Source organism: Bacteroides sp. (assembly GCF_029057325.1).
Classification (GTDB): domain Bacteria; phylum Bacteroidota; class Bacteroidia; order Bacteroidales; family Bacteroidaceae; genus Bacteroides.
The window spans coordinates 1-26,890 of the sequence record NZ_JAICZW010000023.1; the positions used below are offsets into that span (position 1 = coordinate 1).

Below are 26,890 nucleotides of genomic sequence, written 5' to 3' on the forward strand. Positions count from 1 at the left end.
CTTCCACCGCCAGTTAAAGGTAGTTCCCATTGAGGCGAACCCTTACGCCGAAGCTCTTGCCGGAAAGGCCATCTACCAAATGACCCCTTTCATCAATGCCGAAGAAGAAAAGGAAGTACTGCCCGACGTGCCCAACTGCGAAATGGGCCGCTGGCATCCCGCCTTTGTCGATATGACCGCCACAGGGAACACCAAGCAGAAGGGCATCGACCAAATCATCCGCCACTTCGGCATCCATCTGGAAGAAACCATGGCTTTCGGTGACGGAGGAAACGACATCAGCATGCTTCAACACGCCGGCATCGGTGTGGCAATGGGCAATGCCAAAGAGGATGTGAAAGCCGCTGCCGACTACGTGACCACCAGCGTGGATGAGGACGGCATAGCGAATGCACTGAAACGGTTTGGAATAATTGACAATTGACAACTCCTTCTTTATTTTTAATTCTCTAATTTTGAATTGAACTTCGTCCCCGACACCCAGAACAAAGAGTTTCAAGATGCCTTGAACCTCATCAAGTACACCCGCCAGTCTGTTTTCCTGACGGGGAAGGCAGGTACGGGCAAATCGACGTTCCTGCGTTACATCTGCGAGAACACCAAGAAGAAACATGTCGTCCTTGCCCCTACGGGCATCGCCGCCATCAACGCCGGAGGCAGCACGATGCACAGCTTCTTCAAACTGCCCTTCTACCCCCTGTTACCCAACGACCCCAACTTCAGCCTGCAACGGGGACGCATCCACGAGTTCTTCAAATACACCAAACCCCACCGCAAACTGCTGGAAGAGCTGGAGCTTGTCATCATCGACGAGATTTCCATGGTGCGTGCCGACATCATTGATGCCGTGGACCGCATCCTACGCGTCTATTCCCGAAACCTGCGCGAGCCTTTCGGCGGCAAACAACTCCTGTTGGTGGGCGACGTGTTCCAGCTGGAACCGGTCGTCAAAGGGGACGAGCGCGAGATACTGAATCGCTTCTACCCTACCCCCTACTTCTTCTCGGCAAGGGTGTTCGGACAGATAGATTTAGTCTCCATCGAGCTACAGAAAGTCTATCGGCAGACGGACAGCAGGTTCATCCAAATGCTGGACCACATCCGCAACAACACCGTCGGCGCCACCGACCTGCAACTGCTCAACACCCGCTACGGCACCCAAATAGAGCAATCAGAAGCCGACATGTACATCACCCTCGCCACCCGCCGCGACCAGGTGGACTACATCAACGAACGGAAGCTGGCGGCACTTCCCGGCGACCCGGTCACCTTCCATGGAGAAATCACGGGCGACTTTCCTGAGAGCAGCCTCCCCACCTCGCAGGAACTGGTGCTGAAACCGGGCGCGCAAATCATCTTCATTAAGAACGACTTCGACCGCCGCTGGGTGAACGGCACCATCGGCACGGTCAGCGGCTTCGACCCCATCGAAGAGACCCTCTACGTCATCACCGATGACGGCAAGGAGTGTGACGTGAAACAGGAATTATGGAACAACATCCGCTACAAATACAACGAAGAGAAGAAAGAGATTGAAGAGGAGGTATTGGGCACCTTCAAGCAATATCCGATACGCCTTGCCTGGGCGATTACCGTCCACAAGAGCCAGGGACTGACATTTAGCCGGGTGGTCATCGACTTCACCGGCGGCGTGTTTGCCGGCGGACAGACCTACGTGGCGCTCAGCCGCTGCACCTCGTTGGAGGGCATCCAGCTGAAAAAGCCCATCAGCCGTGCCGATGTTTTTGTCCGTCCGGAGATAGTCAGCTTCTCCGAACGCTTCAACAACCGCGCCGCCATCGACCGCGCCTTGAAGCAGGCACAGGCTGATGTGCAATACGCTGCCGCCGCCAAAGCCTTCGACAAGGGGGACTTCGATACCTTCCTAAACGAGTTCTTCAAAGCCATCCACTCCCGTTACGACATCGAAAAACCCAACGTACAGCGCCTCATCCGTCGCAAACTGAACGTCATCAACCGCCTGAAGGAAGAGAACCGCACCCTGAAACAAGCCGCCATAGAGAAGGAGAAGGCACTTGTGAAGTATGCACGCGAATACATCATCATGGGTGACGAGTGTCTGAAGCACGGCATGAAGGAGGCAGCGATGAAGAACTACGAGAAGGCCGTCACCCTCTGCCCCAAGTTCAAGGAGGCGTGGAAGAAGATAAAGAAGCTGGAGAAGGAGATGCTGAAAAGGTAAAGTATGCTATACGTAGATATTCCTTACTTATATGGGTATTCTACGTGATGACAACAGATAAATGCGTCAGTTCCCGGACAAACTAAGTCCTTTAGTTTAATTTAACGAGGAATATTAGTTTGCAAACTAAAATAATTAGTTCTTTGCGGAAAACAAAAGAAAGATTATGAAAAGACTGACTGCCAAAGAAGAAATCATAGGCTTTTTCATTGTACTTTTATCTTGCTCACCTTTTTTATTCGCACAGAAGGCACAGATAAAGGCAGGCTATAACTATCACTATTTTGACCCACGAGGTATAGAAAAGAACCATGATTTCATTCTTCTTGCCGGACAGAACTGCTCAAAATTCTATAACAGCCATTCCCAGTGGCTTGACTCAATCCGCTGCACGAAAGATGGCGAACAATGGCATAACCAGCAGGCATTGATTATGATAGGAGAACTGATGAATAAGTCCAGAGAAGAAAATTTGACCTTCTTGAAACCGATTATCACTGATGCCACATATTTCATAGGACGCCCCCTTCTCTTCATAATTCGCTTGGCAATAAGCCGATTATTGCTTACTTTTGTCTGCAATACAGAACCCTAACCCCACATCCGCCATGCTGCTGAAACTATACGAGAAGAACAACAGCCCTGCCGACCTGCAACGCATCGTCGACCTGCTGAACGACGGGGGCATCCTCATCTACCCCACCGACACCATGTATGCCATCGGCTGCCACGGGCTGAAGGAACGCGCCATCGAGCGCATCTGCCGCCTGAAAGGCATCGACCCCCAAAAGAACAACCTCTCCATCATCTGCTACGACCTGAGCAAGGTGAGCGAATATGCCAAAGTCGATAACGCCACCTTCAAACTGATGAAGCGCAACCTGCCCGGAGCCTTCACCTTCATCCTGAACGGCACCACCCGTCTGCCCAAGATATTCCGCAACCGCAAGGAAGTGGGCATCCGCATGCCCGACCACCCCATCATCCGCGAGATAGCTCGCCTGCTGGACGCCCCCATCATGACCACGACACTGCCACACGAGGAGGACGAAGAGATGGAATACTGCACAGACCCGGAACTGATAGACGAGAAGTTCGGCAACACCGTTAACCTGATTATCGACGGCGGCATTGGCGGCATGGAAGGTTCCACTATAGTGGACTGCACCCACGGGGAGGCGGAAATCGTTCGCCAAGGAGTAGGCTGGCTGGACGAGGGATAAAACCGGTTATTTTCCAAACCTTTCTCCCCTCTTTTATGTTTCTTTAATCAAGAAGAAGAAACATAAAAGCCCTATGAGAACAAAGGAAATATACTGGAAGTATTCGCTGATAGCCATCATTATCGGACTGGGCATCGTCCTTTTTCGGCATATCGCACCGTTCATCGGCGGTCTGCTGGGAGCCTTGACCATCTACATCCTGGTAAGAAAACAGATGATATACCTTTCCGACCGACGGAAGATGAGACGTAGCATAGCCGCCACCCTCATCACGGCAGAAGCCATTCTCTGCTTTCTGGTACCGCTAGCCCTGGTAGTGTGGCTGGCGGTGGTCAACCTACAAAATATCAAGCTAGACCCGCAAGCCATCATAACGCCCCTTGAAGAAACAGCCAGCATCATCCAAGCCAAAACCGGCTACTACATCCTGGGGGAAGACACGATCTCGTACCTCATCTCCATCCTTCCCCGCATCGGGCAAGCCGTCATGGGAGGCATCAGCAGCTTTGCCGTGAATATCTTCGTGCTGGCGTTCGTGCTCTACTTCATGCTGATAGGCGGCAAGAAGATGGAACGCTACGTCAACGACCTGCTGCCCTTCAACGCCGCCAACAGGCAAAACGTCATCAACGAAATCAACCAGATTGTCCGCTCCAACGCCATCGGCATCCCCCTGCTGGCCGTCATACAGGGAGGGGTATCCATGATAGGCTACTGGATTTTCGGCGCTCCCAACATTCTGTTTGCCGGCTTCCTGACCTGCTTCGCCAGCATGATTCCGATGGTAGGGACGGCACTGGTCTGGCTCCCCACAGCCGCCTACATGGCACTAATGGGACACTGGTTTCAGGCCATCGGCCTTGCCATCTATGGCGGTGCGGTCATCTCGCAGCTTGACAACCTGATACGCTTCATCATCCAAAAGAAAATGGCCGACATCCATCCGCTCATCACCGTCTTCGGGGTGGTCATCGGACTTTCCCTCTTCGGGTTCATGGGCATCATCTTCGGCCCGTTGCTCCTCTCGCTGTTCTTCCTGTTTGTGGACATGTTCAAGAAGGGATATCTGGAGAAGGGGGAAATCAGCAGGCAATAATGAATGTCATGCGAACGAGACACTATACATCAAACACCCACAATCCGGTTAGAAAAGTCTCTTTCCCGGTTAATAAAAACGATTCACACTAAAGGAAAACTTCATCTCGCGGCGCGAGATATACATCTCAGCCGCCGGGATGTACATCTCGCCTGCTGAGATGTATATCTCAGCTGCTGAGATAAAGTTTAAGATGCAAGAAGAGCAGTTTTACCACATAGCTTTATCCTTTTCCCAAAGGAAGTCAAGCAGAATAGTTCCGTGACTTAAACTATAAGATATCGAAAGATGGCCTATGCAGTTTCTAATCATTACTCTTCAAGGTGGCAATGACGACTATCGGATTGGTTATATTATAAAATAGGAAAGGAATAAATAAAAAACTTGTGCACAGTATCTTCTATCTCTGTTCTTTTCTATAAATCGCCCCGGGAAGACACCACTCAAATAAAAGTTTAACAGACTATTACACCTCTTTTCCTTGCAAAACATTACCTTTGCACAATCTATTTTATCAAACCCAAAGAACCAAATGCCTATGTGTACAGAAGGAATCATCGACAGATACGTCAATTTCTATACCGACTTCGCCTTCAAGAAGCTGTTCGGCACCGAGATGAACAAAGACCTGCTCATCAGCTTTCTCAACGCCCTGCTCCACGGACGCGAGGAGATAGAGGATATCACTTACCTGAACACCGAGCACATCGGCACCCAAGAATACGACCGCCGAGCCGTATTCGATGTCTATTGCAAGAACAACAACGGCGAGATGTTTGTGGTAGAAATGCAAAAGGGCGAACAGCAGTTCTTCAAAGACCGCAGTATCTACTATTCCTCTTTCGCCATCCGCGAACAAGCCCCCAAGGGAGTATGGAACTACGAGCTGAAAGGCGTGTACACCATCGGCATCCTGAACTTCTGCTTCACGGACAGCCGCAACAAGGAGTATTACCACGAAGTGAAACTGCTGGATACCCGCACCAAGGAGCTGTTCTACGACAAGCTGACCTTCATCTACCTGGAAATGCCCAACTTTATCAAGAAAGAGGATGAACTGGAATCCATGTTCGACAAATGGATGTATGCCATCCGCCATCTGGGCGCACTGGAGAAACGACCGGACATCTTGCGCGAGAAAATCTTCCAACGCCTGTTCGACGTGGCGGAAATCGCCAAATTCGACAGAAAAGAACGGTATGAGTACGAAGATAGCCTGAAAGCCTATCGCGACTGGTTCAGCGTCATGGAAACGGCTGAAATACGAGGGATGGAAAGAGGGATGAAAAAAGGGATGGAGAAAGGGATGGAAGAAGGGATGAAGCAAGGAATAGAAGAAGGAAAACACCGGCAGCTTATAGACACCGCCCGCAGAATGAAAGAGTTGGGCATGGATGATGACCTGATAGCCCATGCAACCGGCCTGTCATCTGAGGAAATAGCCAATTGCTAAATTACAAAAGAAGCGCATTGACTACCGGCTTAAAGAGCCTTGTTGTGTCAATGCGCTTATTTTAGTTATCGTTCTATCCGCTTATTTCAGCAAGCTTTCCGGATCCAGATGATCGGCCTCGATATCCTTGAAGTAGCGATAAGTGCCCACTTTCAGTTCTTCTGTAGCCGCATCGTCGCAAACGATGATACCCTTTTCGTGCATCTGCAAGGCACTGATAGTCCACATCTGCATCACAGGACCCTCTACTGCATGATAAAGAGCACGGGACTTGTTATGTCCGTTTACAATAATCATCACTTCTTTTGCACTGAGTACAGTACCTACACCCACAGTCAGAGCCGTCTTGGGCACCTTGTTCACGTCATTGTCGAAGAAACGGGAATTGGCGATGATGGTATCGGTAGTCAACGTCTTTTGACGGGTACGTGAAGTCAATGATGAACCCGGCTCGTTGAAAGCGATGTGTCCGTCAGGACCAATACCGCCCATAAAAAGGTCGATGCCACCATACGATTTGATTTTCTCCTCGTAACGTGCACATTCAGCTTCAAGGTCAGCGGCATTGCCGTTCAAGATGTTGGTATTCTCCGGCTTGATGTCGATATGGCTGAAGAAGTTGTTCCACATAAAAGAGTAGTAGCTTTCCGGATGTTCCTTAGGTAGGCCAACATACTCATCCATATTGAAAGTAACTACATTAGCGAAAGATACAATGCCTTTCTTATTCAAATCAATCAGTTCCTTGTACATGCCCAGAGGAGAAGAGCCGGTGGGACATCCCAATACGAACGGTTTCTCAGGTGTCGGATTGGCAGCTTTGATTTTGGCAGCCACGTAATGTGCCGCCCACTTCGATACGGATTGATAATTCGGTTGAATGATTAGTCTCATTGCAATAAATTTTATTAGGTTAATAAATGGATTTAATGATTAGGGAGAATGATTAGTGATAAGCAATCTGTGAGTTTCAGCACTTATCACCAATCACTCATTGCTTATCACTATTCCCTGTCTTTCTTTAAACGGTCTGCCATGGCACGTGCCAGATTCTCGCATTGCTCGTAAGTGATGTCTTTCATTGCCTGCTTCATCTCCACAGGGTCACCCACGATTTCAAACTTGCTCTTTTCGGCAAACTCAGCCATGCGCTTCACAGCGGCTCCCGCCCAACAGAAGGAGCCGAAGTAGCCCAGATAACGCCCTTTCACTTCACGTACTAATATCTTGGAGAGCAATGCCTCCACTTCGGGATAAATCTGGTTACTATAAGTGGGACTGCCCACAATAAGCCCGCGATACTTGAAGATATCGGCAAGGATATAGGAAGGATTGCTCTTGCTCACATTGTGCATCACGATATTCTTGATACCTTGTGCAGAAAGTTCCGCCGCGATGGTTTCGGCCATCTGCTCCGTATTGCCATACATGGAACCGTAAACAATGACCACCCCTTCGTCGGCCGCATAACGGCTCAGTTTGTCATAGATGCCGACAACTTTCGCGATATTTTCCGTCCACACCGGTCCGTGCGTGGAACAGATGGTAGAAATGGGCAGATTGCCCAGCTTTGCCAATGCTTTCTGCACCGGAGAGCCATATTTGCCTACGATATTGGAATAGTAACGCACCATCTCGTTCCAGTATTTATCCAAATTGATGCGTGTATCGAGGAAACCGCCGTCCACAGTACCGAAACAGCCGAATCCGTCACCTGCGAACAATACACCGTCCGTTTCGTCAAAAGTCATCATCGTTTCGGGCCAGTGCACCATCGGAGTCATGTAGAAGCGAAGTTTATGATGACCCAACGCAAGGAAATCTTCATCCTTCACCATATATTGCTCACCCGTCACGCCATAGAACCCTTCTATCATGCCGAAAGTCTGCTTGTTGCCCACAATCACGATATCGGGATAGTGCTGCTTTATCAAGCGGATAGAACCTGAATGATCCGGCTCCATGTGATTGATGATAAGGTATTGAATGGGACGGTCGCCAATGATGTTTTTTATCTTGCGCAAATACACTTCGAAGAAACAAGCATCCACCGTATCGACCAACGCTACTATTTCATCGTCTATCAGATAAGAATTATAGGAGACTCCGTATGGAAGCGGCCACATGCCTTCAAACAGATGTTTGTTCCGGTCGTTCACTCCCACATAATGGATTTTTCCTTTTATCAAACTCTTCGGATTCATTGTCATTCTCTATTTAGTTCAGACATACTATTATAAGTTTCGGCAAAAATAGCTCTTTTTTCTCACATTTCATACTTCCGGCCTTGATATGCGCCAAGTTCTTTCATTCTTTTTTGAACCCGATGATTAAATTCATAGTTCTTCAATCCCCAATCGGGCGCAATAAGGAGCTCTTTGGGAGACTGGGAAACGAAGCGCTCCAGTACCAAATCGGGACGCAAGTGTTCGATATAGTCTATCACAAGGGCGATATATTCCTCCACATCAAACAGATGGAAGTCCTCCGGATGTTGCTGATACTCCGAAGCCATACGGGTGCCCCGTATCAATTGCAACTGATGCATCTTCAAGGTGGTGAGGGGCAAACGGGACAATATGTCGGCCTGCTCCACGATGCTTTCAGGAGTCTCGCCCGGCAGTCCCAAAATGACGTGCCCGCCGGTCAGGATGCCACAAGCCGCTGTCCGTTCCACCGCATCGACGGTAGCCTGAAAAGTATGTCCGCGATGGATGCGGCGGAGGGTTTCATCATCCGTGCTTTCGATGCCATATTCCACCAACAGGAAAGTATGTTTGTTCACCCCTTCCAGATAGCGCAGCAAATCGTCGGGCATACAATCGGGACGGGTGCCGATGACCAGCCCCACCACCTCGTTCACCGCCAATGCCTCCTCATACTTCCGCTTCAACTCCTCTAGTTCGCCATACGTATTGGTGTATGCCTGAAAATAAGCCAGGTACTTCATTTCCGGATATTTGTGGGCAAAGAACGACTTTCCTTCTTCCAGTTGCTGCGCAATGGATTTTTCGGTACGGCAATAATCCGGATTGAAGGTCTGGTTGTTGCAATAGGTACATCCTCCATAACCTTTGCTCCCGTCACGGTTGGGACACGTAAAGCCAGCATTCAGCGATATTTTCTGCACCTTGTAGGGGAAATAACGCTTCAGAAAGAGTGGGAACTCATTATATAAAACAGGTCTTGTCTCCATACATCGCATTTATGATAGGCAAATATAGAGTATTTCCGGCGGATGCGGTTGAAAAAAGGAGAAATTCTGCCCTATTATTTCCCTACTTGACAGGTACAAGCTTTTTATCCGGAGCTTACGCCTTATCCCGCAGCAGGTCGCGGCGCCTCAACACAAACACCGGAAGGAAAAAGAAAATGCCGATGACAGACATCACCAATCCACCAATGGTACCCGCCGCCAACGGAAACCAAAAAGCTTCCTTATCCGTGCCAACCATAAAAGGGATAAAACCCAGAATAGTAGAAACCACCGTAAGAAAAATAGGAATGATTTTCGCATTCCATGCCTTGACATAAGCACGAAGGGCAGACAGGCGGGGAAAACGGCGGCGGATGCTGTTGTACTCGTTCAGGATATAGATGCTGGCATTCACCGTGATGCCACACAACAACACAAATGAGGCGAAACCTCCCTGATCGAAGTTCAGCCGGAACCAATAGAAGGTGAGGAACACCCCGATGTAGGAAACGGGAATCACAAAGATGATGGCGAGCGGCTGTTTCAGCGAGTTGAACAAGACGCTGGTCGTAAAGAAGATGATAGCTATCACCACCAACAGCAACAGGTACTGCTGGTTGTCCTTCTTGCCCCACGCCCAACTGTTGCTGTCCGATTCTGCGGTATAGCCCATTGGCAAGAGTTTATTGAACTCCTCCAAGTCGCGGTTCTGTATCTTGCGCCCCATCTCACCGGAACCAATGTATTCGTATTGGAGGCAAAGGCGATACTGCTGATTTTCCTTGGCAATCTCCTGCGGCATCTGCCCTTTTTCCACCACGGCCAGTTCGGAAAGTTTGTAGTGCTTATCGCCGCCCACACCGTATGGGAAAAATTGCATTGCCCAGATGTCATACTCCGACGACTGTCGGGAGGAGAGCTTGATTTTTTCCGTCCCCTGTTCTGTCACCACCGTCCCTATCTCCATGTTCTTCCTGAAGATGGGGCGTACGGCATCAAAAAGCACTTGCGCGTTAATATCCTCCTGCGCCATGCGCTCCTTGTTCAGGTTGAAGTAGAACTCCTGATAATCGTCTTTCCACCATGAAAACTCCGAGTTGATGAGCACCTCCTTGATGCGCCTATGTGTCAAGAGTTTCGCCTTCAACTCCTCCGCCCACTCGTAAAGCTCGTCGTAGTTGTAGCCGTACATCTTGATGCGATAGGAACCGGCACTCTCACGAACATCGTTGCTGAATCCCTGGTCCTGCAACCCGTAAATGCCCCAGCTACCGCCTCCCAGCTGCAACGCCTTGCTAATCATATTGGACTTCAACGTATAGGGGAAACCGCTGTTTTGGGCTTCTTTCTTGAAATAGACCTGTATGCTGGCACGCCGCGGACTATAAATGGAAGAATGAAACTGTTTGATTTCCTTGAACTGACTGAGATAAGTCTCCATACGCTTTATCAACGTGTTCATCTGCTCAAGCGTACTTCCGTTAGGCAGGTTGGCATTGGCATAAAGCACAGTTTCCTCATTGCGGGTGAAGTAGCTTCCCTCGTACACCTTCTGTATGAAAAGCCGCAAGCTGCCTCCCAATGCCTTATCCACGATGGGTTTCACAGACTCTTTATAAGTCTGCGAACCGAACACCTTATTATAGGCACTCTCCCACTTTCCCTCTCCTTCCACCTTCTCAGGCAACAGAAAGACAGGCAGCCCAAAACCTAACAGCAACAACAGGCAAACCGCCCAACGCCAACGACACAATAAACGAATGATCCCGGCATAACAACGGGAAAAATAAACCGGAAAACGCTTCAGAAAATGAGTGAGCGAAGAGATAAGGGGACGAAGAGACGAGGGGACGAGGAAGGAAGTATCCGCTTGTACCCTCTCTTGTCCACTTGTTCCCTTATGTCCCTGTCCCTTCGTCAACTCATCAACTTGTCCTCTCGTCAGCTTCAGCTTCTCTATCATAGACGGCACAAAGAACAATGCCACCAGCAGAGAAACGGCCAGATTGATAATCACTACTGCCGCAAAATCCTGCAAGTTGAGTCGTATCTTCTCGTCTAAGAAGAAGATGATGACCAATGCTCCCATCGTAGTAAGCGTTGCTGCCAACACCGACATGAAGGCCTTCAGGTTGCGACGGTGCAAAATGTGATCGGTCATAACGATGGTGCTGTCTATCACCAAGTTCAGCGAAACGGTGATACCTGCCAGTGAATAGAGTTGCATTTCCAACCCGAAGAGATAGTAGAAAATGAGTGCTACCGCTATATTCACCGCCAGACTGGTGACTATCAGAAAGAGGTATTTCAGCTTGCGCGTAATGAGCCACACGAATACAAGCAAAATGAGCACCGTCAGGCCGGTACGGAAATAAATCTTGTCCAGCTCCTCGCGTATATATTCGGTAGCGTCATAGCTGGTATGCACTTCATAACCGGCAGGAAGCCCCTCTCTGATCTCCTCCATCGCATTCATCACGGAACGGCTCAGTTGCAACTGGTTTGCCGACTCTTCCGCTGTAATGGAGAGGTAAATAGAGTTCAAGCCGTTGATGCGGTAATACCCCTGCGGCTCCTCCTCCATACGGGCAACCGACACCAATTCGTCCAAGTGCAGCAGTTTACCGTCGGCAGTCGTCACGGTTATGGCAGCAGGATTGAATCCGGTGGAATTGCCCTCCGGCACCATGGCAAGGCGTATCCATTCACGGCTTCCGTTACCGGTATCAACGTTGTGCGTTCCCAAAAACTCCTTCCGGTAATGCCGTTGCACAGCCGCACTGATATCCGACAACGTCACTCCCAACTGCCGCAGTTGTTCGCTGTCATATTCCAATCGCCACTCCATGGGGGTAGCACCGCTGAGTTCCACCTTATAGATACCCGGAATCGTCGCCAACCGCGGTTTGATGTGTTCATCGGCATATTGTTGAATCAAAATCGGAGTGGAAGGGGCATTCAACGTAAAAGACATGAACGGACGCGAAGCTTTCTCATCGGGCACCTTCATCCGGATGGTGGGATAGCTGACCCCATCGGGCAGTTGCGGCCACGTCTGCCGGATGACGGTGGAAGCCTCAAAACGAACGGCATCCACGTCAGCATGTTTGTCAAGTTCCACGGTGACATTGCCGAACCCGTTGCCTGAGGTGGAATTCAACTTCTTCACCCCCCGTATGCGGGCCAGCATGGACTCCAGCTTGCTGGTCACTTCCATCTCTACCACCCGCGACGAAGTGCCCGGCATATTGAAGCTCACCGTAAAACCGGGAAGGCTACGCGATGGATTCAACTTGACGGGAAGCAGCGGTATCAGCGCCACACCTACCAAAGCAAGGCAAACAAACGTCACAATGACGGTAAAAGAAGAAGCGGACTTCATGATTTATGATTTCAGAGTTATGAGTTATGATTTTGGAGTTATGGGGGGACTTCTAATTACTGGTCGTAGTCGAACTTCTCGGAAAGGGAGAAACCGGAAGCAAAATCGTGCAAGGTGAGCTTGCGGATTTTATAATAATTCAACCAATAATCCTGCAAGGCGGAAATGTAGTTCCGCTGCGCCTCCTGCTGACGGTTCAGCGAAAGGGTCAGGCTGCTGATGTCGGCCTTGCCTATGATGAAGCGTTGCCGGGTTTCGTTATAGGCAAGTATGGCAAGGTCAAGTGCTTCTTCGGCACTCGCCACCAGGTCCTGCTGCACGTTGAAGTCGCTCACGGTCATGATGACTTCCTCTTCGATGTTGATTTCACTCTGCCGGGCAGAAGTTCTCACCACATTCAACGTGTTTTTTGCCATATTGTATTTGCCTTTCCGCACGCCCCAATCCACCAATGGGATGGATACACTGACCGATACCATCTCCTGCTGCATGGGATTCCGGTAGGCCTCGCCGAACTTCTCCGCCACCTGGTTGAAACCCACACTGGCATTGATGCTGGCATTGAAGCGGGATTCCTTCTTTGTCTTGTCCACATTCTGTTCGGCTTCCAATACCCCTTGACGAAGTTCCAGGAACTCGGGATTATTGGTTTGCGCCGCCAGCAAAGCCTCGTCCACCGGTATGTCCAGCCTCCGCGGACGCCCCGGCAGCTCCACCCGGATGTCCGTATTCTTCTCCATATTCAGAAAAGAGGCAAGCGAGAACATGGCACGCTTCAAGGCGCTGGTGGCATTCTGCAAAGTATTGCGGGCATTCACCACGTCAAGTTTCAGTGTCAGCAGGTCGGCACGGCTGATGGCAGCTATCTTCAGGCGCTGCATGCCGATGCGGTAGAGGGTGTCGGTAGAGATGGCGTTCTCCTTTGCCAAATCATACTCCGCCTGCGCCATGGCAAGCGCAAAGAAGTAGCTGGTGGCCTTTTCGGATACCTGCTCGGCATTGTAGATATACTCTTTCTTCACCTTCTCATACTTCAGCGGTTCAATCTTGCGTTCCCAGCGGAAAGGGTTGTATCCGATCAAACTCTGTGAATACCCCAGACGCACCGGCACACTGGTAAACTGGGTATATTTATTGCCGCCGAAGCTCCGCATGTAGCCCAATTCGGTATCCAGATAGAAGGTACCTCCCGTCAGGTCAAAATTCTGCCGGATGGCCAGGTTCCCGTATGCGTAGAAAGATTGCTGGCTACGATAAATGTCAAGGTCCTGCTCGGAATCATATCGCTTGGTGATGTCGCGGTTATACTGTGCCGGAGTCATGTTCAGGGTCAGACTGGGAAGCCGGTTCGCCTTATAAGTACGGAATTCCCAATAACCGGCCAAATACATGTTCTTGGTACGGAAGGCTTCCAGCGAGCTGTCGTTCGCCAATGCGATGGTCTGCTGCAAATCCAGCGTTATCCGCTGTTGCGCTTGCAGCGAAGACACTCCTATGATAAAAGCCAGTGCAAAAATCAATCTATTATTTTTCATATCTTTTTTCTATTAATAAACCAATATATCAACGGGATGATGAACAGGCTGACCAGCGTCCCCACAAACATCGCCCCAATCATGGCTATGGAAAGCGGCTTCTGCAACTCCGAACCCATATCGAACGAGAACAGCAGCGGCACCATGGCAAATATCGTGGTGAGCGACGTCATGATGATAGGCCGAAGCCTCCTCCTCCCCGCCTCGTGAATAGCTTCGAGCAACGGCATCCCCCCCTTCCGCAGTTCGTTGATGGCATCCAGCTTCAGGATGGAGTCGTTGATGATGATGCCGCACGTCACAATCAGTCCGATGGCCGACATCAGATTCAGCGTATGCCCGCATACCCACAACAGCAGCAAGGCAAACGCCACGTCTATCGGAATTTCCAGCAACACGATGAACGGTTGCACAAAGCTCTCGAACTGAGCGGCCAGGATGAAGTACATCAGCAGAATGGAGACAAACAGAATCACAACCAGTTCGTTCAGCATCTTCCGGTTGGAAAAGAAACTGCCGGAGAAAGCCGTGTCCCAGTCTTCCGTAGCATCCGCCTCCCGCTTCACCTGCTCCATCAGTGCCGGAACATCGGCCACTTCATAGAAGCGGAACGGTATATATTCGCCGTTTCGCCCTGCCGTAATCGTCTTCAGGTCTTCGGCGGGGCGTACCCTTACCAACTCCCGCAACGGTATATATTCCACCTTGCCCTTATCATCCGGCCGGGTCTGTATCAGGGTCTGTTGCAGCACCTCGTTCACCGTCCGCTCTTCTCCCACAATGCTGATGGGCAGATATTGCTGATAAGAATGAAGCATCGCCACACTGTTCTCCTTGAAAGCAGTTTTCAACGTGCGATAGAGCTCTTCATACGCCACATCGTAAAGCAGCAGTTTCTCCTGCAAGATACTTATGTTCAACTGATTTTCGAAGGCGATGCCGGTAGGAGCCACCCCCGTCGATGCAGTAAAACGCTGTTCCAGCTCGCTCAACTCGCCCGCCACAGGCGCTTTCTCCTTATTGCGGGCATAAAGTTCTGCCACCACATCGGCCTCACCGGTCACAAAAAGTTTCTCAAACACCGTCTCGGGGGGAGTGAAGGAGACCACGGCCAGCGGATATTCCCGCTTCACCCAGCGATAGACCTTCTCTTGCAGGGGGACTATCTCTGCCGGAGAGGCTGTCTTGAAGTACAACTCCGCTTCCGAAGAAGAGAGGGCCTGCTCCCGATTCAGCAGATAGTCTTGCTGCCCGACAGCAGCGGTCTGTTCCACCGTCTCATCCAGCAGCAGTTTGAACAGCCGGTCCACCCGGTAGCGGTTCTCGTCCACATGGATGTTTTCGTTCCACTCCACACGGGCTATCAGTTCATTCTGGTCTATCTCGGGCATACGCTCCTTGCCGATGAAGAAAAACAGAAAGACACACAGCGGAATGGAGACCACACAGAACAAGGTGCTTATCAGCTTATGAGAGAATACCCAATCCACTCCGGCATCATAAAAACGATCCAGTGTATGCTCCTTCAGCGGATTGTTGATGCGGACGCGTGAGAACCACGACTTGCCGCGCAATCCCATCCGATAGACCAGTATATAGAGCACCGGCAGCAGCATGATGCCCGTGAAATAAGAGACCAGCAATCCCACCGTCACGGCAAATGCCTGGTCGTAGAAGAGTGCCCCTGCAATGCCACTCATGAATATCAGCGGCACAAAGACGGCAATAGTAGTGAGCGACGAACTCAGCATCGGCGTAATCACCTCACTGGTGCCCGCCACGCATGCCCGCTTCAGCGAATAGCCCCGTTCCCGATATTGCGAGATGTTCTCCGTCACGACGATGCTGCTGTCAATCATCATACCCAGTGCCAGAATCAGTCCGGAGAGCGAGATGATATTGAGCGACATATTGAAGAAGTAGAAGAACAAGAAACAGATGACAATAGACACCACCATGCTCAAGCCGATGATAAACGGCGACTTGATGTCTCCTAAGAAGAGCACCGCCACGATGCAGATGAACAGGAATCCCAACGACAGGTTCTGCTGCAAATTGGAGATGGTATAATCCAGCAATTCCGTCTGGTTGCGGCTGACGCTGAAATCGATGTCCGGATATACCTTCCTGAAATAATCCATCGTTTGGTTCACGGCCTGCTTCATGTCATCCATGTTCTCATCCGCCTGCTTGATGACGGCGAGGGTGACGGCACGCTTACCGTTGCTTATGGAGACTCCTTTCTCCACCACCGGAACCACCTCCACCCGGCAGAAATCTCCCAAGCGGACAATGCGTCCCCCCTTGCGCAGCAGGATGTTCCTTACGTCCTCCTCGGTGCGCAACAGGGTAGAGAACTTGATGTTGTATTCGTAGTAACCGTCGCGCACAATCATGCTTCCCGGCTCCACATTGTTCTGTAACAGCACTTTTTCGATGTCTTCCACGGTCAGTCCCAGCACGGCCAGCTTGTCCGGGTCGGGTACAATCTGCAACTGCCGTTCCAGCAGTCCGGTGACATCCACCATCGCCACCTCGGTAAGCTGTTCGATGCGGCGCTTGATCACATTCTCCGCAAACTCGCACAAATCCAGAAAGGCGCGTTCGTCCGTCTTTCCATACGCGCTGTCGTTCTTCAATGTCAGGTTCAGATAGAAGACAGGAATATCCGTCGCGCTTGCCTTTATCACTTTGGGGCGTTCGGTGTCCTTGGGCAGGTTGTTCATGGCGGCGTCAATCTTCTCGTTCACTTCGATGAAGGCAAGGTCGGTATTCGTGCCATAATCAAAGCTCAGACGGATGATACCTGCCCCGTCGCGCGTCTCGCTGTCCATATCCTTCAGCTTCGCCACCTGAATCAACTGCTGGCGCAGCGGTTTCACCACCGTATTCTCCAATTCGCGTGCCGATGTGTTCTGTGCCGACACCTGCACCGTGATTTCCGGAATGGCAATATCAGGCAACAGAGATACCGGCAAGGTGAAATAAGTCACCATCCCCACAATAAAGCATGCTGTAAATGCCATCAGTACGGCAATAGGCCGTTGTATCAAGAACTTTACCAAAATTAATTTTGAATTATGAATTATCAACTTTCAATTGTCAACTCTCGACTGTCAATTTTCAATTGTCTTCACCGGTGCCTCGTGTGCCAGGTTCACATTGCCTGTCACGATGACCGTATCTCCCTCTTTCAGGGCATCGTCGGCCATGCTGTAAGAGTCGGCATTTTCCAGTCCGGTCTGCACGTAGTTCCACTGCGCTTTTCCGTCTTTCAGGGTGAAGACCACCTGCTTGCCCGATCGCAGCACCACGGCGCTCTTCGGGATGACCAGCTGTCCCTCCAGCGAGCGGTGCACGTTCACCCGCACATTCATGCCGCTGAACAGCTTTCCTTTGCCGCCGACGGCCGCCTTCACTTTCACCATTCCTTTTTCATCCACCAGCGGATTGATTTGGGTGATGCGTCCTTCCTGCTTGGCACCGGCATCCGAATAAGGGGTCACAATCACCCGGTCGCCGTTCTTTATCAGCGGCAGTTCGCTCTCCAGCACCGTGAAGTCCACCTCCATGCCCTGCGTGCCGACAACGGTGCAGAAAGCCTCCGAAGTGCTTGCCTCGTTGAACGGTTTGGAGAACAGGTTCGCCACCACGCCGTCAAAGGGCGCCACCAGCGTCGCATGCTCTTCCTCATACTCGGCAAGCTCATACTGTGAACGGCTTTGGTCGTAACCGCTCTTCACGCGTGCCAGCCTCATGATGTCGGCAGGCACCTTGGAGACATCCCCCACCGGATAGCCCTGCCCGATCAATACGTCCTGCAACTCCAGCTCCGCCTTCTCCAGAGCATCCTTGGCCTGTGCCGTCTTGTTCTTCAGGCGGAATTTGTCCAGTTCAGCCAGCTTCTGTCCCTTGCGCACGAAGTCGCCGTTCTTCACATAGATTTGCGCCACCACGCCTGCCGTCTCAAAGCGCAGGTCCGCCATGGCTCCGGCGGTCACCTTTCCGTTGCTCACCAGTTCGTGTTCAAAAACGCCCCGTTTCAGCACGGTCACAGTCACCTCGTTGTTTTCACTCGGCAGCACCGTAGCCACCCCCTCTTCCGCCTCCTTGTCCTTTCCGGCATCGGAGCAACCGGCAAGCAAGGCAGCGGCCAGGCAAAGCAGGCATCGATAATTCTGTGTTTTCATATTCAATCAATTATCAAAAATAAATTCTACTTCATTTCATCAGTAAGGAGTGGCATCAAAACAAATCTCCTACTGTTTTCTTTCAGGCACGGATTACACGGAATACACGAATTAACCCAAGAAGAAAAACGGTGTAATCCGTGAAATCCGTGCCTATTTATATCCTTATACCAACTCCTTCCATTTCGTCACAGCATTCCCTCAGGGTACTGTCACCACCACTACCGGATTGGAATCCTCCGTCAATGTTTTCAGCACAGCCAGTTTCTCGTTTCCAGCTTCTTGCGGATGCTCTTCCAGCCATTCCATCACTTTGTCCATACCGACCAGCATCGCATATTCTCCCTGCATGCTGCACACCACAGGACGGAAGGGCATGAATCCGCTCAAATCGTCTGTGAAGCCTTCCTCTTCGGCATACATGCGGGTAGTGCCGGACTTGCGGTCGTAAATGCCGTTGTAGGTCACCGGGTCTTCAGCATACAGTCCGCGCGTACATTGGAAGAAGATATTGTTCTCCGTCTCAAAGACAGCTCCCACCAGCAGACGCGATTCATTGTCTTTCGCATCGGTCCTCGCCTCCGCTCCCCAATGCCACTTGCCGGTACTGAATACCACAGAGGGCTCCAGCGCGTCGCGCTTCACCGTATAAACCGTATCATTGAAACTCTCCTTGAACCGCACTTCGCCATTCAACTTCCACAAGAAGGGATGCCCGCTGATGGCCGCCGACCGGGCACCGTCCTTGAACACGGTAAGCACCACCGCCGAAACGCCCTGTTTCCTGACCGAAATCTGTTGTATATCCCCTATCTGCTTCTCCGGCAAGACAGGGAACAGACTGGGAACCGTATCCACCTGCTCGCCCGCCTCATTAAAGAACAGCAACGCCCGTTCATTATAGCCCTGGCCGATGCTGTTGTAGTGCCCGATAATCAGCGAATCCGTAAAGGCAAAATCCCCCGGCGCCACCGGAGGCGTAGGTATCGTCACCTTTCCCCGATAATTGCCTTGCACATCATACTTCTGCAAGGTATTCGGGCGACGCAGAAAATAGAAAAGCCCGTCCACCTCATTATAAGTAGGTACCGCACCGGAATAAGCTTCCGGATCCTCTCCGGCATGTCCCACCTTGCTGATGAACCGTCCGTCCGCTTTGTCAAAGACAAAGCAATCCTTCCGCGACGAGACAACTATGTATTTATCCAGCAGCAAGATAGTCGGATTCGCCCCAATCAGGCACGAATCTGTAGTTTCCAAAGCCACATAACGCACATCCTTACCCAGTTCGGAAAGTTTCAATTCCGTCAGGTTCTCCATGGCACCCGCCACATCGACGGAGCATAAATCCTCATTTCCACGTTGTGGAGTGCCCGAACAAGCAGCCACCATACCGGCCAAACAAGCCGCATACAACCAGTTTTTCTTCATAAGCTGTTTTTTGTGGTTAAGAAGTTAACAGGAGTTATCAGGAGTTATCGGGAGTTATCAGGAGTTAGAAGTCAATAGCTCTGCTAACACAAAAACAAGAGTATCGGCCTCTAACTCCTGATAACCCCTTCTAACTCCCGGTAACTCCTTTCTCTTCCTATTAATACTAATCTCTCTACAAATAAACTGAATTATTTCGTCTCAAAACTATTTCAAACCGTTAAAATACTAAAAAAACGTAATCATTTCATTTTCTCCACCTCTTCCCTCATCTGGCGGATAGCCGTGGAGTGCACTTTCGGCTCTTTCGTCAGCACCATCCGCTTCATCTCCTCCAGCCGGTCCGGCTGATAGAAACCGGGCTCCCAATAAAGCTTGGCCAGCAGATAGTAGGGATAGATGCGTCCCGGCAGCCGGTGGGTGGAACGGAGGAACCACGCTTCCGCGGCCCGGTAGTCGCCCATGGCTTGGTGGTTCTTGCCTATGATGTTCAGTATCATGGGGTCGCTGCTGTGCTTCAGGGCTTCCTTCAGGATGCGGTTGGAGGCAGCATACTTCTGCTGCTTGTGCAGCCCGTGCCCATATTCAAACAGGAAGGCCGCCCGGCCGCCCAGCCGGGAATGGAGCCGTTCGTACTCCTTCTCCGCCGACTGGTAAGCGCCGGCATGATACAGCACGCGCGCATTCGTCCATTCGCAGCAAGACTGCTCCGTCCGCACGTCGGACCTCAGCCGGAAGCCGCCGATGCAGCCCGCCAACAGGGCGGCCACCAGCCACTCCCGCCGGCCGTTGCCCGACACGCACGCCGCCAGCAGCCCCGCCAGCGTCACTATGAACGCCGGAAGTTGCAGCGGATAAGAGGAGAGGGAGAAGATCATCAGCGAAAGGAGAGCCCCGCAGATGCCGTAACGTCCTTTCCGCATCCCCGCATAGAGGCAGCCGACGACAATGCCCGTCAGGCAGAGCGCCAGGGGAATGCCCAGCTCCACCGCCGCTTGCAGGTATTCGTTGAAGGCGTATTCGGGACTGCCCGCCACCCGCTCCTCCCACGGTTCAAAACCGCCCGCCGCAAAATAGGCCTCCTGCGCATCGCCGTAGGCCGCCGCAAAGCTTCCTGCGCCGTGACCCGTCAAGGGCTTCTCCGCAATGGCAAGGCAGGACATCCTCCACATAAACAGGCGCCCCCGCGCCGAGTCGGGCTTCAACGTGAACAGCAGGAAGCCCGCCAGCACCAGCAGGCATCCGCCGCCGGCTACCAGCACCGGCACCTGCCGCCTGTGGGCCTGCCACCAGCACCGGATTTTTTCCTGCCAACCGGCCCGGCAGCCATACACCCACAGGCAGGAGACGGCCGCCGCCACCCATGCCGAACGGCTCATGCCCGCCGGAAGCACACAAAGAATCAGCAATGCCACTGCGCCGGAAACCCTCTTCTTCAGTCCCTCGTCCGCCAGCCATCGGTGCAGGCAGATGGGAAGCACCATCGCCAGATAGCCGGAATAGGGTCCGGGGTTGAAGAAGCTCCCCGTCATCGCATACAGCGAGTGGCGCGAAGCGGCATAGCCGTAGAGCTGAAGCAGCCCCAAAGCCGCCTGAACGCCCCCCAAAAGCATCAACGAACCGCCGACGGCACCGGCAACGGACAAAGCCCTTTTCCCGACAGCCAACCGGAACGAGACCAACAATCCCAACAAGATACCTGCCGCCGCCACAATGGCCCCCCGGTCGAATCCCACCCACTGCCCCGCCGTCTCGCCGGCGGGAAGCGTCGGATCCGACACCAGAGGCAGGGCAAGCATCGCCGCAATGCCCATGCCTTGCAACACGGCACTCAAAATGTATTTTAATTTGTCCATACTTTTTTTTATTTAAGGAGTTAGAAGGAGTTATCGGGAGTTAGAAGGAGTTAGAAGCCAATACTCTTGCTTTGTGTTCTCCACCACCCCGCCCGTTGGGCTGTAGGTGTGTCAAAACAGGCATCTCACTTTCTTTTAGGCACGGATTTCACAGAATTAATTAAGAAGAAAACCGTGTAAATCCGTGTAATCCGTGCCTAATATCTATCATTTCATGATCCTTTTCTTGTTTTGACACATCTTCAATTACCATGCGGCATGATAGATTCCTTATATCAAACTCCCGATAACTTCTTCATAAAACCCTATTCCACTCTCTTTCCTACCCTGTTCCACCTGACGGCTCCGGTACTTCTCTCTTCCGACTTCCATATCCGCCAGACCCTACCCACCACAAACGGTTCGGGCAGTAATCCCCAGTAGCGGGAGTCCTGCGAATTGTCCGCCTTGTCGCCCGCCACGAAGTAATAGTTCTCCCGGAAGCGGTATTCGCGTATCAGGCTGTCGCCCAGATAGGTGCGGCCGTCCGCCTCCATGCGCAATCTCTTTTTCTGCTCCCACTCTATCAGCTGCCTGTAGAGCAGCCACGAGGCGGAGTCCATCTCCACCACCTGCCCCCCGGCGGGCACCGGCAACGGGCCGAACTCCTTCACCGTCCAGCCCCAATCCTTGTTCCAGGGGAAGGTGGTCATCTGCACGCCCGTGGCCCCGCTGTCGGGCAGCAAGGCTATCGCCTCCTGGGCGGGCAGGTAGCCGACATCTCCGGCATGCCCTGCTATCCGGTAGTGTCCGCTCCTGATTTCCAGCGTGTCGCCCGGCACCGCCACGCAACGCTTCACGTAGTAGCGCATCACGTCGAAGGCGATGCTGTCCCAGCGCCCCGGCCGGTAGGGGAAGTTGAACACCAGCACGTCGTTCCTCCGATACCTCCTCCAGCCCGGCACGCGGCGTATCTCCACCTCCTTCCCGTCCAGGGCATCGGAGAGGTCGAACAGGCGCGCGCCGCCCGAACACTTGTCCACCAGAATATAGTCGCCCGGCAACAAGGTAGGCGCCATCGAATCGCTGGGTATTCTGAAAGAGGTCACCACGAACACCTGCAAGAGGGTATAGGCCACGACAAGCATGCAAAGGTAAAAGGCGGCGTTCGTCAACCGGCCGAACCATTTTTTCACGGTTGCTTTCCACTTCGTTTCCATCCTGTCCATTCTCCTCTCATCTTATCAGGTTCATGGTTATCACGCTGTCGTTTTCCAGATAGAACACCCGCTGGTTCACAATACGATCGGGCACGGTGAACCACAACAGCGCATTCTCCGGGATATTCGTATAGCTTTGGGTAGAATCGGCGGTACTGCTGTATTCCAGCGGCGAGAACGAATCCGTCTCCACATTCCAATAATACAGTGTATATGGACGATTGAGCAGTTTCTTCCGTTTCGGGAACGTGAACGCCTGCACCCGTTCCGGGCGGGGAACGAACTTGCGTATGCGCCCGTGCGCATCCATATAGAACGGGGCGGTCAGGAAGCGGAGTCGCCCTCCCGTGGGAGCATCGGCTACCAGAAAGATATTGTCGCCTCCCACCCCGCGGAACAGGCAGACCGTATCGGTGCGGCAGCCCAACGCGACGGGTTCCCACTTATAGTAATTGTAGGCACAGAGATAGACCTGCCCCGTCGCATCCGCGAACTCCCGGACGCGGTCGGTCGCCACACGCACCTCGACAGGATCCTTGATATACTCCAAGCTGACATCCTCCAGCAAGGGGCTTTTCAGCCAGGTGGCATAGCCGTCATCCGCACTTTCCTCTCCGCCGGGCACGGAATGAAGGTCGAAATGGGAGCGATACACTTTGGCGGGTCTCAAATGCCCCCTGCGGTTCAATACCGACAGATGCTCACCCGGCAGCTGTTCCCCGGGACCAAAGCAGTGGAAACGTCCGTCCTGCCACACGGCTCCCCAATGGTGTCCCCGATCCATCCGGGTCCAGAGCGTCTTTTCCATCGCCACCGGTATGCCAGCGGCGCGCATGATGAACAAGCCTAAGTCGCACATACCTTCACACAAGCCACCTCCCCAGACATACGTCTCCTCTATGGTGGGATAGAAAGGCAAGAGATTCTTTTTATACTTCATCACGGTTCCCAGCCTCGCATTCAGCAGCGAACATGCCTCCAGCGGAGTGGTGACGCCGGCAGAATCAAGCATAGGGATAAACGTTTCCATCATCTCCTCCCGAAGTCCCGAAGGGTATTCCCGGCTGATGCGGTACGGCAGTATGTAGCGGCAGAAAACAGGAAACGGCACCTGCTTCGCCCAAGGCTTCCGCCACGCTTCGAAGGCAAGGTCGATGTTCCTTACCAAGAATGCGCTGTCCAGCGTCCGGATGTCTTTGTAGCGGTGACGTTGCGGCATGCGTCCCGCCCTTGCCAGCGAGTCGAGATGCGCCTTGCACGCCTCTTCCGTGGGGAAGTCCGTCAGCTGCGGGCGGTATCTCTTCCCGCCGGGCAGCGTATAAAATTCCTCCTCATAGAAGTGGTAGGGCATGTTCTCTATCAGGAAGCGGGCGGCGGCCAGTTTCAGGCTGTCATCCTTGTAGTGCAGCAACACATGTTCCAGCTCCTGCCGGTTGTCGCCGGCAAAGGTCAAGGCACGCTCCAGCGCGGCATCCCGGCGGCACGACAGGAAGCACAATGCCAGCAGGCATCCCCACACCGGGAAACATCGGAATATTCTGTTTTCAGGTATTCGCATGGCTATTCTTTTTCTATCATTCCGCATCCCCGCTAATCTTCAAGGTCAACGGAGAATGCTCCACATTGCAATATACGGTGATTGTCTTGGCAAAATGTTCGGGGCGATCGGCTTTATAAGCCACTTCCAAGGTGGTTTCCTTGCCCGGCTGTATCGGTTCTTTAGAATAAGATACGGTGGTGCAGCCACAAGAGGTAGCAACATCTTGTATCACCAATAGCTTGTCGCCTGTATTCTTCAAGGTGAAAGTCGCCTTTTGCTCTTCCTGCCAGTTAAAATTACCCAACGAAACAGAGGTCCTGTCTATACCAACTTTGGTTATTATCTGCTTGCTCGCATTCTCTTGTTCTATCTGTTCACCTCGGATAATCTTCAGGTAGAGTTCTTTTACTTTTGGGTTGTGAATGGGGTTGCCGATGGCAAGAACTTTATTGTCTTTATCAAGCAAAAAAGTTTGGAAAGCCATTTCTGAGGGAAAATGATTTAACTTGTTCAACCTATTCTCGTCATCAAGACAAACAGGGTAGTCAAAATCCTCCGATTTTAATGTTCCCAAAAAATCCCTTCTTTTTTCAGGAGAGAAGAAAAACAAAAATTTCACTGAATTTTTTCCTGCCACATCCATTTCTTTCATCAAGGTTTTCCATTTCCCCAATTGCAACTTACAACTTATACAACCTATAGAATCAACATAAGTAAGGATTTTATATTTTCCTGATAACGAAAAATCTACAGTGTCTTTACCCTTCATTGTAAATGTCAAGTCTTCTGGAAACAGGACTTCTTTTCCGTTCCATGTCTGCAACAAAAACTCAAGACTTTCTTTTTTCTGATTTCCACAAGAAATCAGAAAAAAGAAAATAAACATACTTACCCAACACCTAATGTTCATAAGCTTAAAACGCTAATTATATCCACCAATTTTCACGCATATACGGGAACCAATACTCACCATCCAAACAACCAGTTCCATAATCCACACAAGGCGGCGTTGCAGTTTCATCCTCCGCCAATGCTTCCACATTAGCCAATACCAAATCCGACATTTTATTTTCTTTGCTACACAACAAGTTATAGCCTGCAACTAAAATAACTGCAACTAAAAAAAACATATTTTTCATTGTAAACAAATTTAAAAAATTAGATAATTCCTTTCAAATCCAAATACCCAAACTGAATTTCATCATTCAAATTCATAATAATCCTATTATTATCCTTGTCATAACAAAAATCCACAATATGGTAACCAACATCTAATGTTTTCAAATAATCACCATCTAAATCAAATACAAAAAAACGAGTAGGATGATACGCATCCGACATATTATCTCCCCCTGAATATGAAGCTACAATCTTATCGCCACAAAATACAACATTTCCATAATGATGAATTTTTTTAGACTCTTCCTTATCCCATGCCGGACCATAAACATTGCATTTCAAATTACCATCCAACTTACATATAGATATCAAATCATGGTATGTATAGCATTCCACATATACACTATCTTCCGGTGATATAGCAAAACTTATTCTTTTTTTCGTTATATCCGGATGACGGTATTCCATAGGGGTAAACTCTCCGGACTGTATATTCCATTTTGCAACAGCCTGATTGAATGTAGAAGCACTGGTCGGTTCAATCATCAATGCGACAGACAATGTATCATTTATGTATTGATACCTATCCGGGAATCGAGTCATATTCATTTCTGCTTTTACTGTCGGAACATAATCCGAATTGACTAAAACACTATCAATGTCATAGTTATATATTTTTAGTTTACCATGATCAGACACATAAAAGCAACGTTCCTTTTCATTTATGCCAATATGTCCCATCACTGTTATCTCGTTCGGCCCCTGGCCTACATCAGCTGTACTACCCAAATAGCTAAAATCATTCTTATCAAATATATGTATCAGCTTATCAGAAGACTTATAATCACCAATAATCAAATAATTATTCAACAAAAAAGGACGAGCTATCGAACCTATCAGAACATCATCTATAGGAACTTCTTTTATCAAGGTGTGTACATCAACAATATTATCACGCTTCTGTTGATATTTCTCTGTATCAGAGTCGCTGTTACAACTTCCTATCATACAAGATAATAATATGACCAATAATTTTTTTATGTCTCTCATTCTATAATTCTTTTTAATAAGTACCATGATTATTCGTAGTATAAGCATATCTCTTCTATTCTGAACATAGTGAAGAATCACTTCTTTTCACATCTACAAAAGAAGCGATTCTTCAATGTTACACACTTCTGAATGATAGATTATACACAATTTACTATACTACCGATTCATTAGATTAGAAATTTTAATTGTTGCCTGCCTCTCTATAAGTAGGAAACCAATAGTGGCACAGGCACCCATTACCATCACTAAGACAGCCATTGGGACACATTGCACTACCTTCCCCACTCGCCAACGCTTCCACATTAGCCAGCATCATGTCAGACATTGTATCTGCCTGCTGATTTTCATATACACCATATCCTATCACTGCTGCTACTGCTACAACAAATGCAGCTTTCATTGTTTTTTTCATAT

At 50.6% G+C, this 26,890-nt stretch carries 21 protein-coding genes; 6 read left to right on the top strand and 15 right to left on the bottom strand.

Annotation, left to right across the window (positions count from 1 at the left end):
• The 6 genes from K2G43_RS01540 to K2G43_RS01565 all read left to right on the top strand — a co-directional run.
• Positions 1-424: HAD hydrolase family protein (locus tag K2G43_RS01540; protein WP_300152790.1), on the top strand; the 424-nt coding region annotated here is incomplete at its 5' end.
• Between the two features lie 36 nt (positions 425-460).
• Positions 461-2,203: an AAA family ATPase gene (locus K2G43_RS01545; protein ID WP_300152791.1), complete on the top strand. Its 1,743-nt coding sequence runs from the start codon at positions 461-463 to the stop codon at positions 2,201-2,203.
• Between the two features lie 166 nt (positions 2,204-2,369).
• Positions 2,370-2,798 (top strand): hypothetical protein, encoded by a 429-nt coding sequence (locus tag K2G43_RS01550; RefSeq protein WP_300152792.1) that lies wholly within the window; start codon positions 2,370-2,372, stop codon positions 2,796-2,798.
• 13 nt (positions 2,799-2,811) lie between these two features.
• Positions 2,812-3,426 (top strand): L-threonylcarbamoyladenylate synthase, encoded by a 615-nt coding sequence (locus K2G43_RS01555; RefSeq protein WP_297642205.1) that lies wholly within the window; start codon positions 2,812-2,814, stop codon positions 3,424-3,426.
• A gap of 73 nt (positions 3,427-3,499) precedes the next feature.
• Complete coding sequence (locus K2G43_RS01560) at positions 3,500-4,522, top strand: AI-2E family transporter (RefSeq protein WP_300152793.1); 1,023 nt, start codon at positions 3,500-3,502, stop codon at positions 4,520-4,522.
• Positions 4,523-5,060: 538 nt separating this feature from the next.
• Positions 5,061-5,975, top strand: coding sequence for an Rpn family recombination-promoting nuclease/putative transposase (locus tag K2G43_RS01565; protein ID WP_300152794.1), 915 nt, complete (start codon positions 5,061-5,063; stop codon positions 5,973-5,975).
• A gap of 81 nt (positions 5,976-6,056) precedes the next feature.
• Here the strand turns inward: K2G43_RS01565 and nagB are convergent, their stop codons facing one another.
• From nagB to K2G43_RS01640, 15 genes are all read right to left on the bottom strand, one after another.
• Positions 6,057-6,869 (bottom strand): glucosamine-6-phosphate deaminase, encoded by an 813-nt coding sequence (nagB, locus tag K2G43_RS01570; protein ID WP_297642192.1) that lies wholly within the window; start codon positions 6,867-6,869, stop codon positions 6,057-6,059.
• A 110-nt stretch (positions 6,870-6,979) separates the two neighbouring features.
• The gene (locus K2G43_RS01575) at positions 6,980-8,179 is read right to left on the bottom strand and encodes an FprA family A-type flavoprotein (protein ID WP_297642193.1); all 1,200 of its coding nucleotides are present in this window, start codon (positions 8,177-8,179) and stop codon (positions 6,980-6,982) included.
• 62 nt (positions 8,180-8,241) lie between these two features.
• Positions 8,242-9,171, bottom strand: a complete 930-nt coding sequence (locus tag K2G43_RS01580; RefSeq protein WP_297642194.1) for a TIGR01212 family radical SAM protein — start codon at positions 9,169-9,171, stop codon at positions 8,242-8,244.
• Positions 9,172-9,286: 115 nt separating this feature from the next.
• Entirely contained in the window at positions 9,287-12,553 is a 3,267-nt protein-coding gene (locus K2G43_RS01585; RefSeq protein ID WP_300152795.1) for an efflux RND transporter permease subunit, read from the bottom strand.
• Between the two features lie 56 nt (positions 12,554-12,609).
• Positions 12,610-14,088 carry a TolC family protein gene (locus K2G43_RS01590; protein ID WP_297642196.1) on the bottom strand — a complete coding sequence of 493 codons (1,479 nt, stop codon included), beginning with the start codon at positions 14,086-14,088 and terminating at the stop codon, positions 12,610-12,612.
• Positions 14,085-17,153, bottom strand: a complete 3,069-nt coding sequence (locus K2G43_RS01595; RefSeq protein ID WP_300152796.1) for an efflux RND transporter permease subunit — start codon at positions 17,151-17,153, stop codon at positions 14,085-14,087. The genes K2G43_RS01590 and K2G43_RS01595 overlap by 4 nt, the downstream gene beginning before the upstream one ends.
• 51 nt (positions 17,154-17,204) lie before the next feature.
• Positions 17,205-18,278 carry an efflux RND transporter periplasmic adaptor subunit gene (locus tag K2G43_RS01600; protein WP_297642198.1) on the bottom strand — a complete coding sequence of 358 codons (1,074 nt, stop codon included), beginning with the start codon at positions 18,276-18,278 and terminating at the stop codon, positions 17,205-17,207.
• Positions 18,279-18,479: 201 nt separating this feature from the next.
• Positions 18,480-19,709 (bottom strand): DUF4934 domain-containing protein, encoded by a 1,230-nt coding sequence (locus tag K2G43_RS01605; protein WP_300152797.1) that lies wholly within the window; start codon positions 19,707-19,709, stop codon positions 18,480-18,482.
• Positions 19,710-19,951: 242 nt separating this feature from the next.
• Positions 19,952-21,565 carry an O-antigen ligase family protein gene (locus tag K2G43_RS01610; protein ID WP_300152798.1) on the bottom strand — a complete coding sequence of 538 codons (1,614 nt, stop codon included), beginning with the start codon at positions 21,563-21,565 and terminating at the stop codon, positions 19,952-19,954.
• 305 nt (positions 21,566-21,870) lie between these two features.
• Positions 21,871-22,773, bottom strand: coding sequence for a signal peptidase I (lepB, locus tag K2G43_RS01615; protein WP_300152799.1), 903 nt, complete (start codon positions 22,771-22,773; stop codon positions 21,871-21,873).
• A gap of 7 nt (positions 22,774-22,780) precedes the next feature.
• On the bottom strand, positions 22,781-24,322 hold the full coding sequence (locus K2G43_RS01620; RefSeq protein ID WP_300152800.1) for a transglutaminase domain-containing protein: 1,542 nt from the start codon (positions 24,320-24,322) through the stop codon (positions 22,781-22,783).
• 16 nt (positions 24,323-24,338) lie between these two features.
• Positions 24,339-25,190 (bottom strand): DUF1573 domain-containing protein, encoded by an 852-nt coding sequence (locus K2G43_RS01625; protein ID WP_297642203.1) that lies wholly within the window; start codon positions 25,188-25,190, stop codon positions 24,339-24,341.
• A gap of 40 nt (positions 25,191-25,230) precedes the next feature.
• On the bottom strand, positions 25,231-25,434 hold the full coding sequence (locus tag K2G43_RS01630; RefSeq protein WP_300152801.1) for an NVEALA domain-containing protein: 204 nt from the start codon (positions 25,432-25,434) through the stop codon (positions 25,231-25,233).
• A gap of 28 nt (positions 25,435-25,462) precedes the next feature.
• Positions 25,463-26,473, bottom strand: coding sequence for a 6-bladed beta-propeller (locus K2G43_RS01635; protein WP_300152802.1), 1,011 nt, complete (start codon positions 26,471-26,473; stop codon positions 25,463-25,465).
• A 184-nt stretch (positions 26,474-26,657) separates the two neighbouring features.
• Positions 26,658-26,888, bottom strand: a complete 231-nt coding sequence (locus tag K2G43_RS01640) for an NVEALA domain-containing protein (RefSeq protein ID WP_300152803.1) — start codon at positions 26,886-26,888, stop codon at positions 26,658-26,660.
• Positions 26,889-26,890: the final 2 nt, after the last annotated feature.

Coding starts and splice junctions, on each gene's coding strand:
- K2G43_RS01550 (WP_300152792.1), top strand. CDS start 2,370: ATGAAAAGACTGACTGCCAAAGAAGAAATCATAGGCTTTTTCATTGTA.
- K2G43_RS01555 (WP_297642205.1), top strand. CDS start 2,812: ATGCTGCTGAAACTATACGAGAAGAACAACAGCCCTGCCGACCTGCAA.
- K2G43_RS01560 (WP_300152793.1), top strand. CDS start 3,500: ATGAGAACAAAGGAAATATACTGGAAGTATTCGCTGATAGCCATCATT.
- K2G43_RS01565 (WP_300152794.1), top strand. CDS start 5,061: ATGTGTACAGAAGGAATCATCGACAGATACGTCAATTTCTATACCGAC.
- nagB (WP_297642192.1), bottom strand. CDS start 6,869: ATGAGACTAATCATTCAACCGAATTATCAATCCGTATCGAAGTGGGCG.
- K2G43_RS01575 (WP_297642193.1), bottom strand. CDS start 8,179: ATGAATCCGAAGAGTTTGATAAAAGGAAAAATCCATTATGTGGGAGTG.
- K2G43_RS01580 (WP_297642194.1), bottom strand. CDS start 9,171: ATGGAGACAAGACCTGTTTTATATAATGAGTTCCCACTCTTTCTGAAG.
- K2G43_RS01585 (WP_300152795.1), bottom strand. CDS start 12,553: ATGAAGTCCGCTTCTTCTTTTACCGTCATTGTGACGTTTGTTTGCCTT.
- K2G43_RS01590 (WP_297642196.1), bottom strand. CDS start 14,088: ATGAAAAATAATAGATTGATTTTTGCACTGGCTTTTATCATAGGAGTG.
- K2G43_RS01600 (WP_297642198.1), bottom strand. CDS start 18,278: ATGAAAACACAGAATTATCGATGCCTGCTTTGCCTGGCCGCTGCCTTG.
- K2G43_RS01605 (WP_300152797.1), bottom strand. CDS start 19,709: ATGAAGAAAAACTGGTTGTATGCGGCTTGTTTGGCCGGTATGGTGGCT.
- K2G43_RS01610 (WP_300152798.1), bottom strand. CDS start 21,565: ATGGACAAATTAAAATACATTTTGAGTGCCGTGTTGCAAGGCATGGGC.
- lepB (WP_300152799.1), bottom strand. CDS start 22,773: ATGGACAGGATGGAAACGAAGTGGAAAGCAACCGTGAAAAAATGGTTC.
- K2G43_RS01620 (WP_300152800.1), bottom strand. CDS start 24,322: ATGCGAATACCTGAAAACAGAATATTCCGATGTTTCCCGGTGTGGGGA.
- K2G43_RS01625 (WP_297642203.1), bottom strand. CDS start 25,190: ATGTTTATTTTCTTTTTTCTGATTTCTTGTGGAAATCAGAAAAAAGAA.
- K2G43_RS01630 (WP_300152801.1), bottom strand. CDS start 25,434: ATGTTTTTTTTAGTTGCAGTTATTTTAGTTGCAGGCTATAACTTGTTG.
- K2G43_RS01635 (WP_300152802.1), bottom strand. CDS start 26,473: ATGAGAGACATAAAAAAATTATTGGTCATATTATTATCTTGTATGATA.
- K2G43_RS01640 (WP_300152803.1), bottom strand. CDS start 26,888: ATGAAAAAAACAATGAAAGCTGCATTTGTTGTAGCAGTAGCAGCAGTG.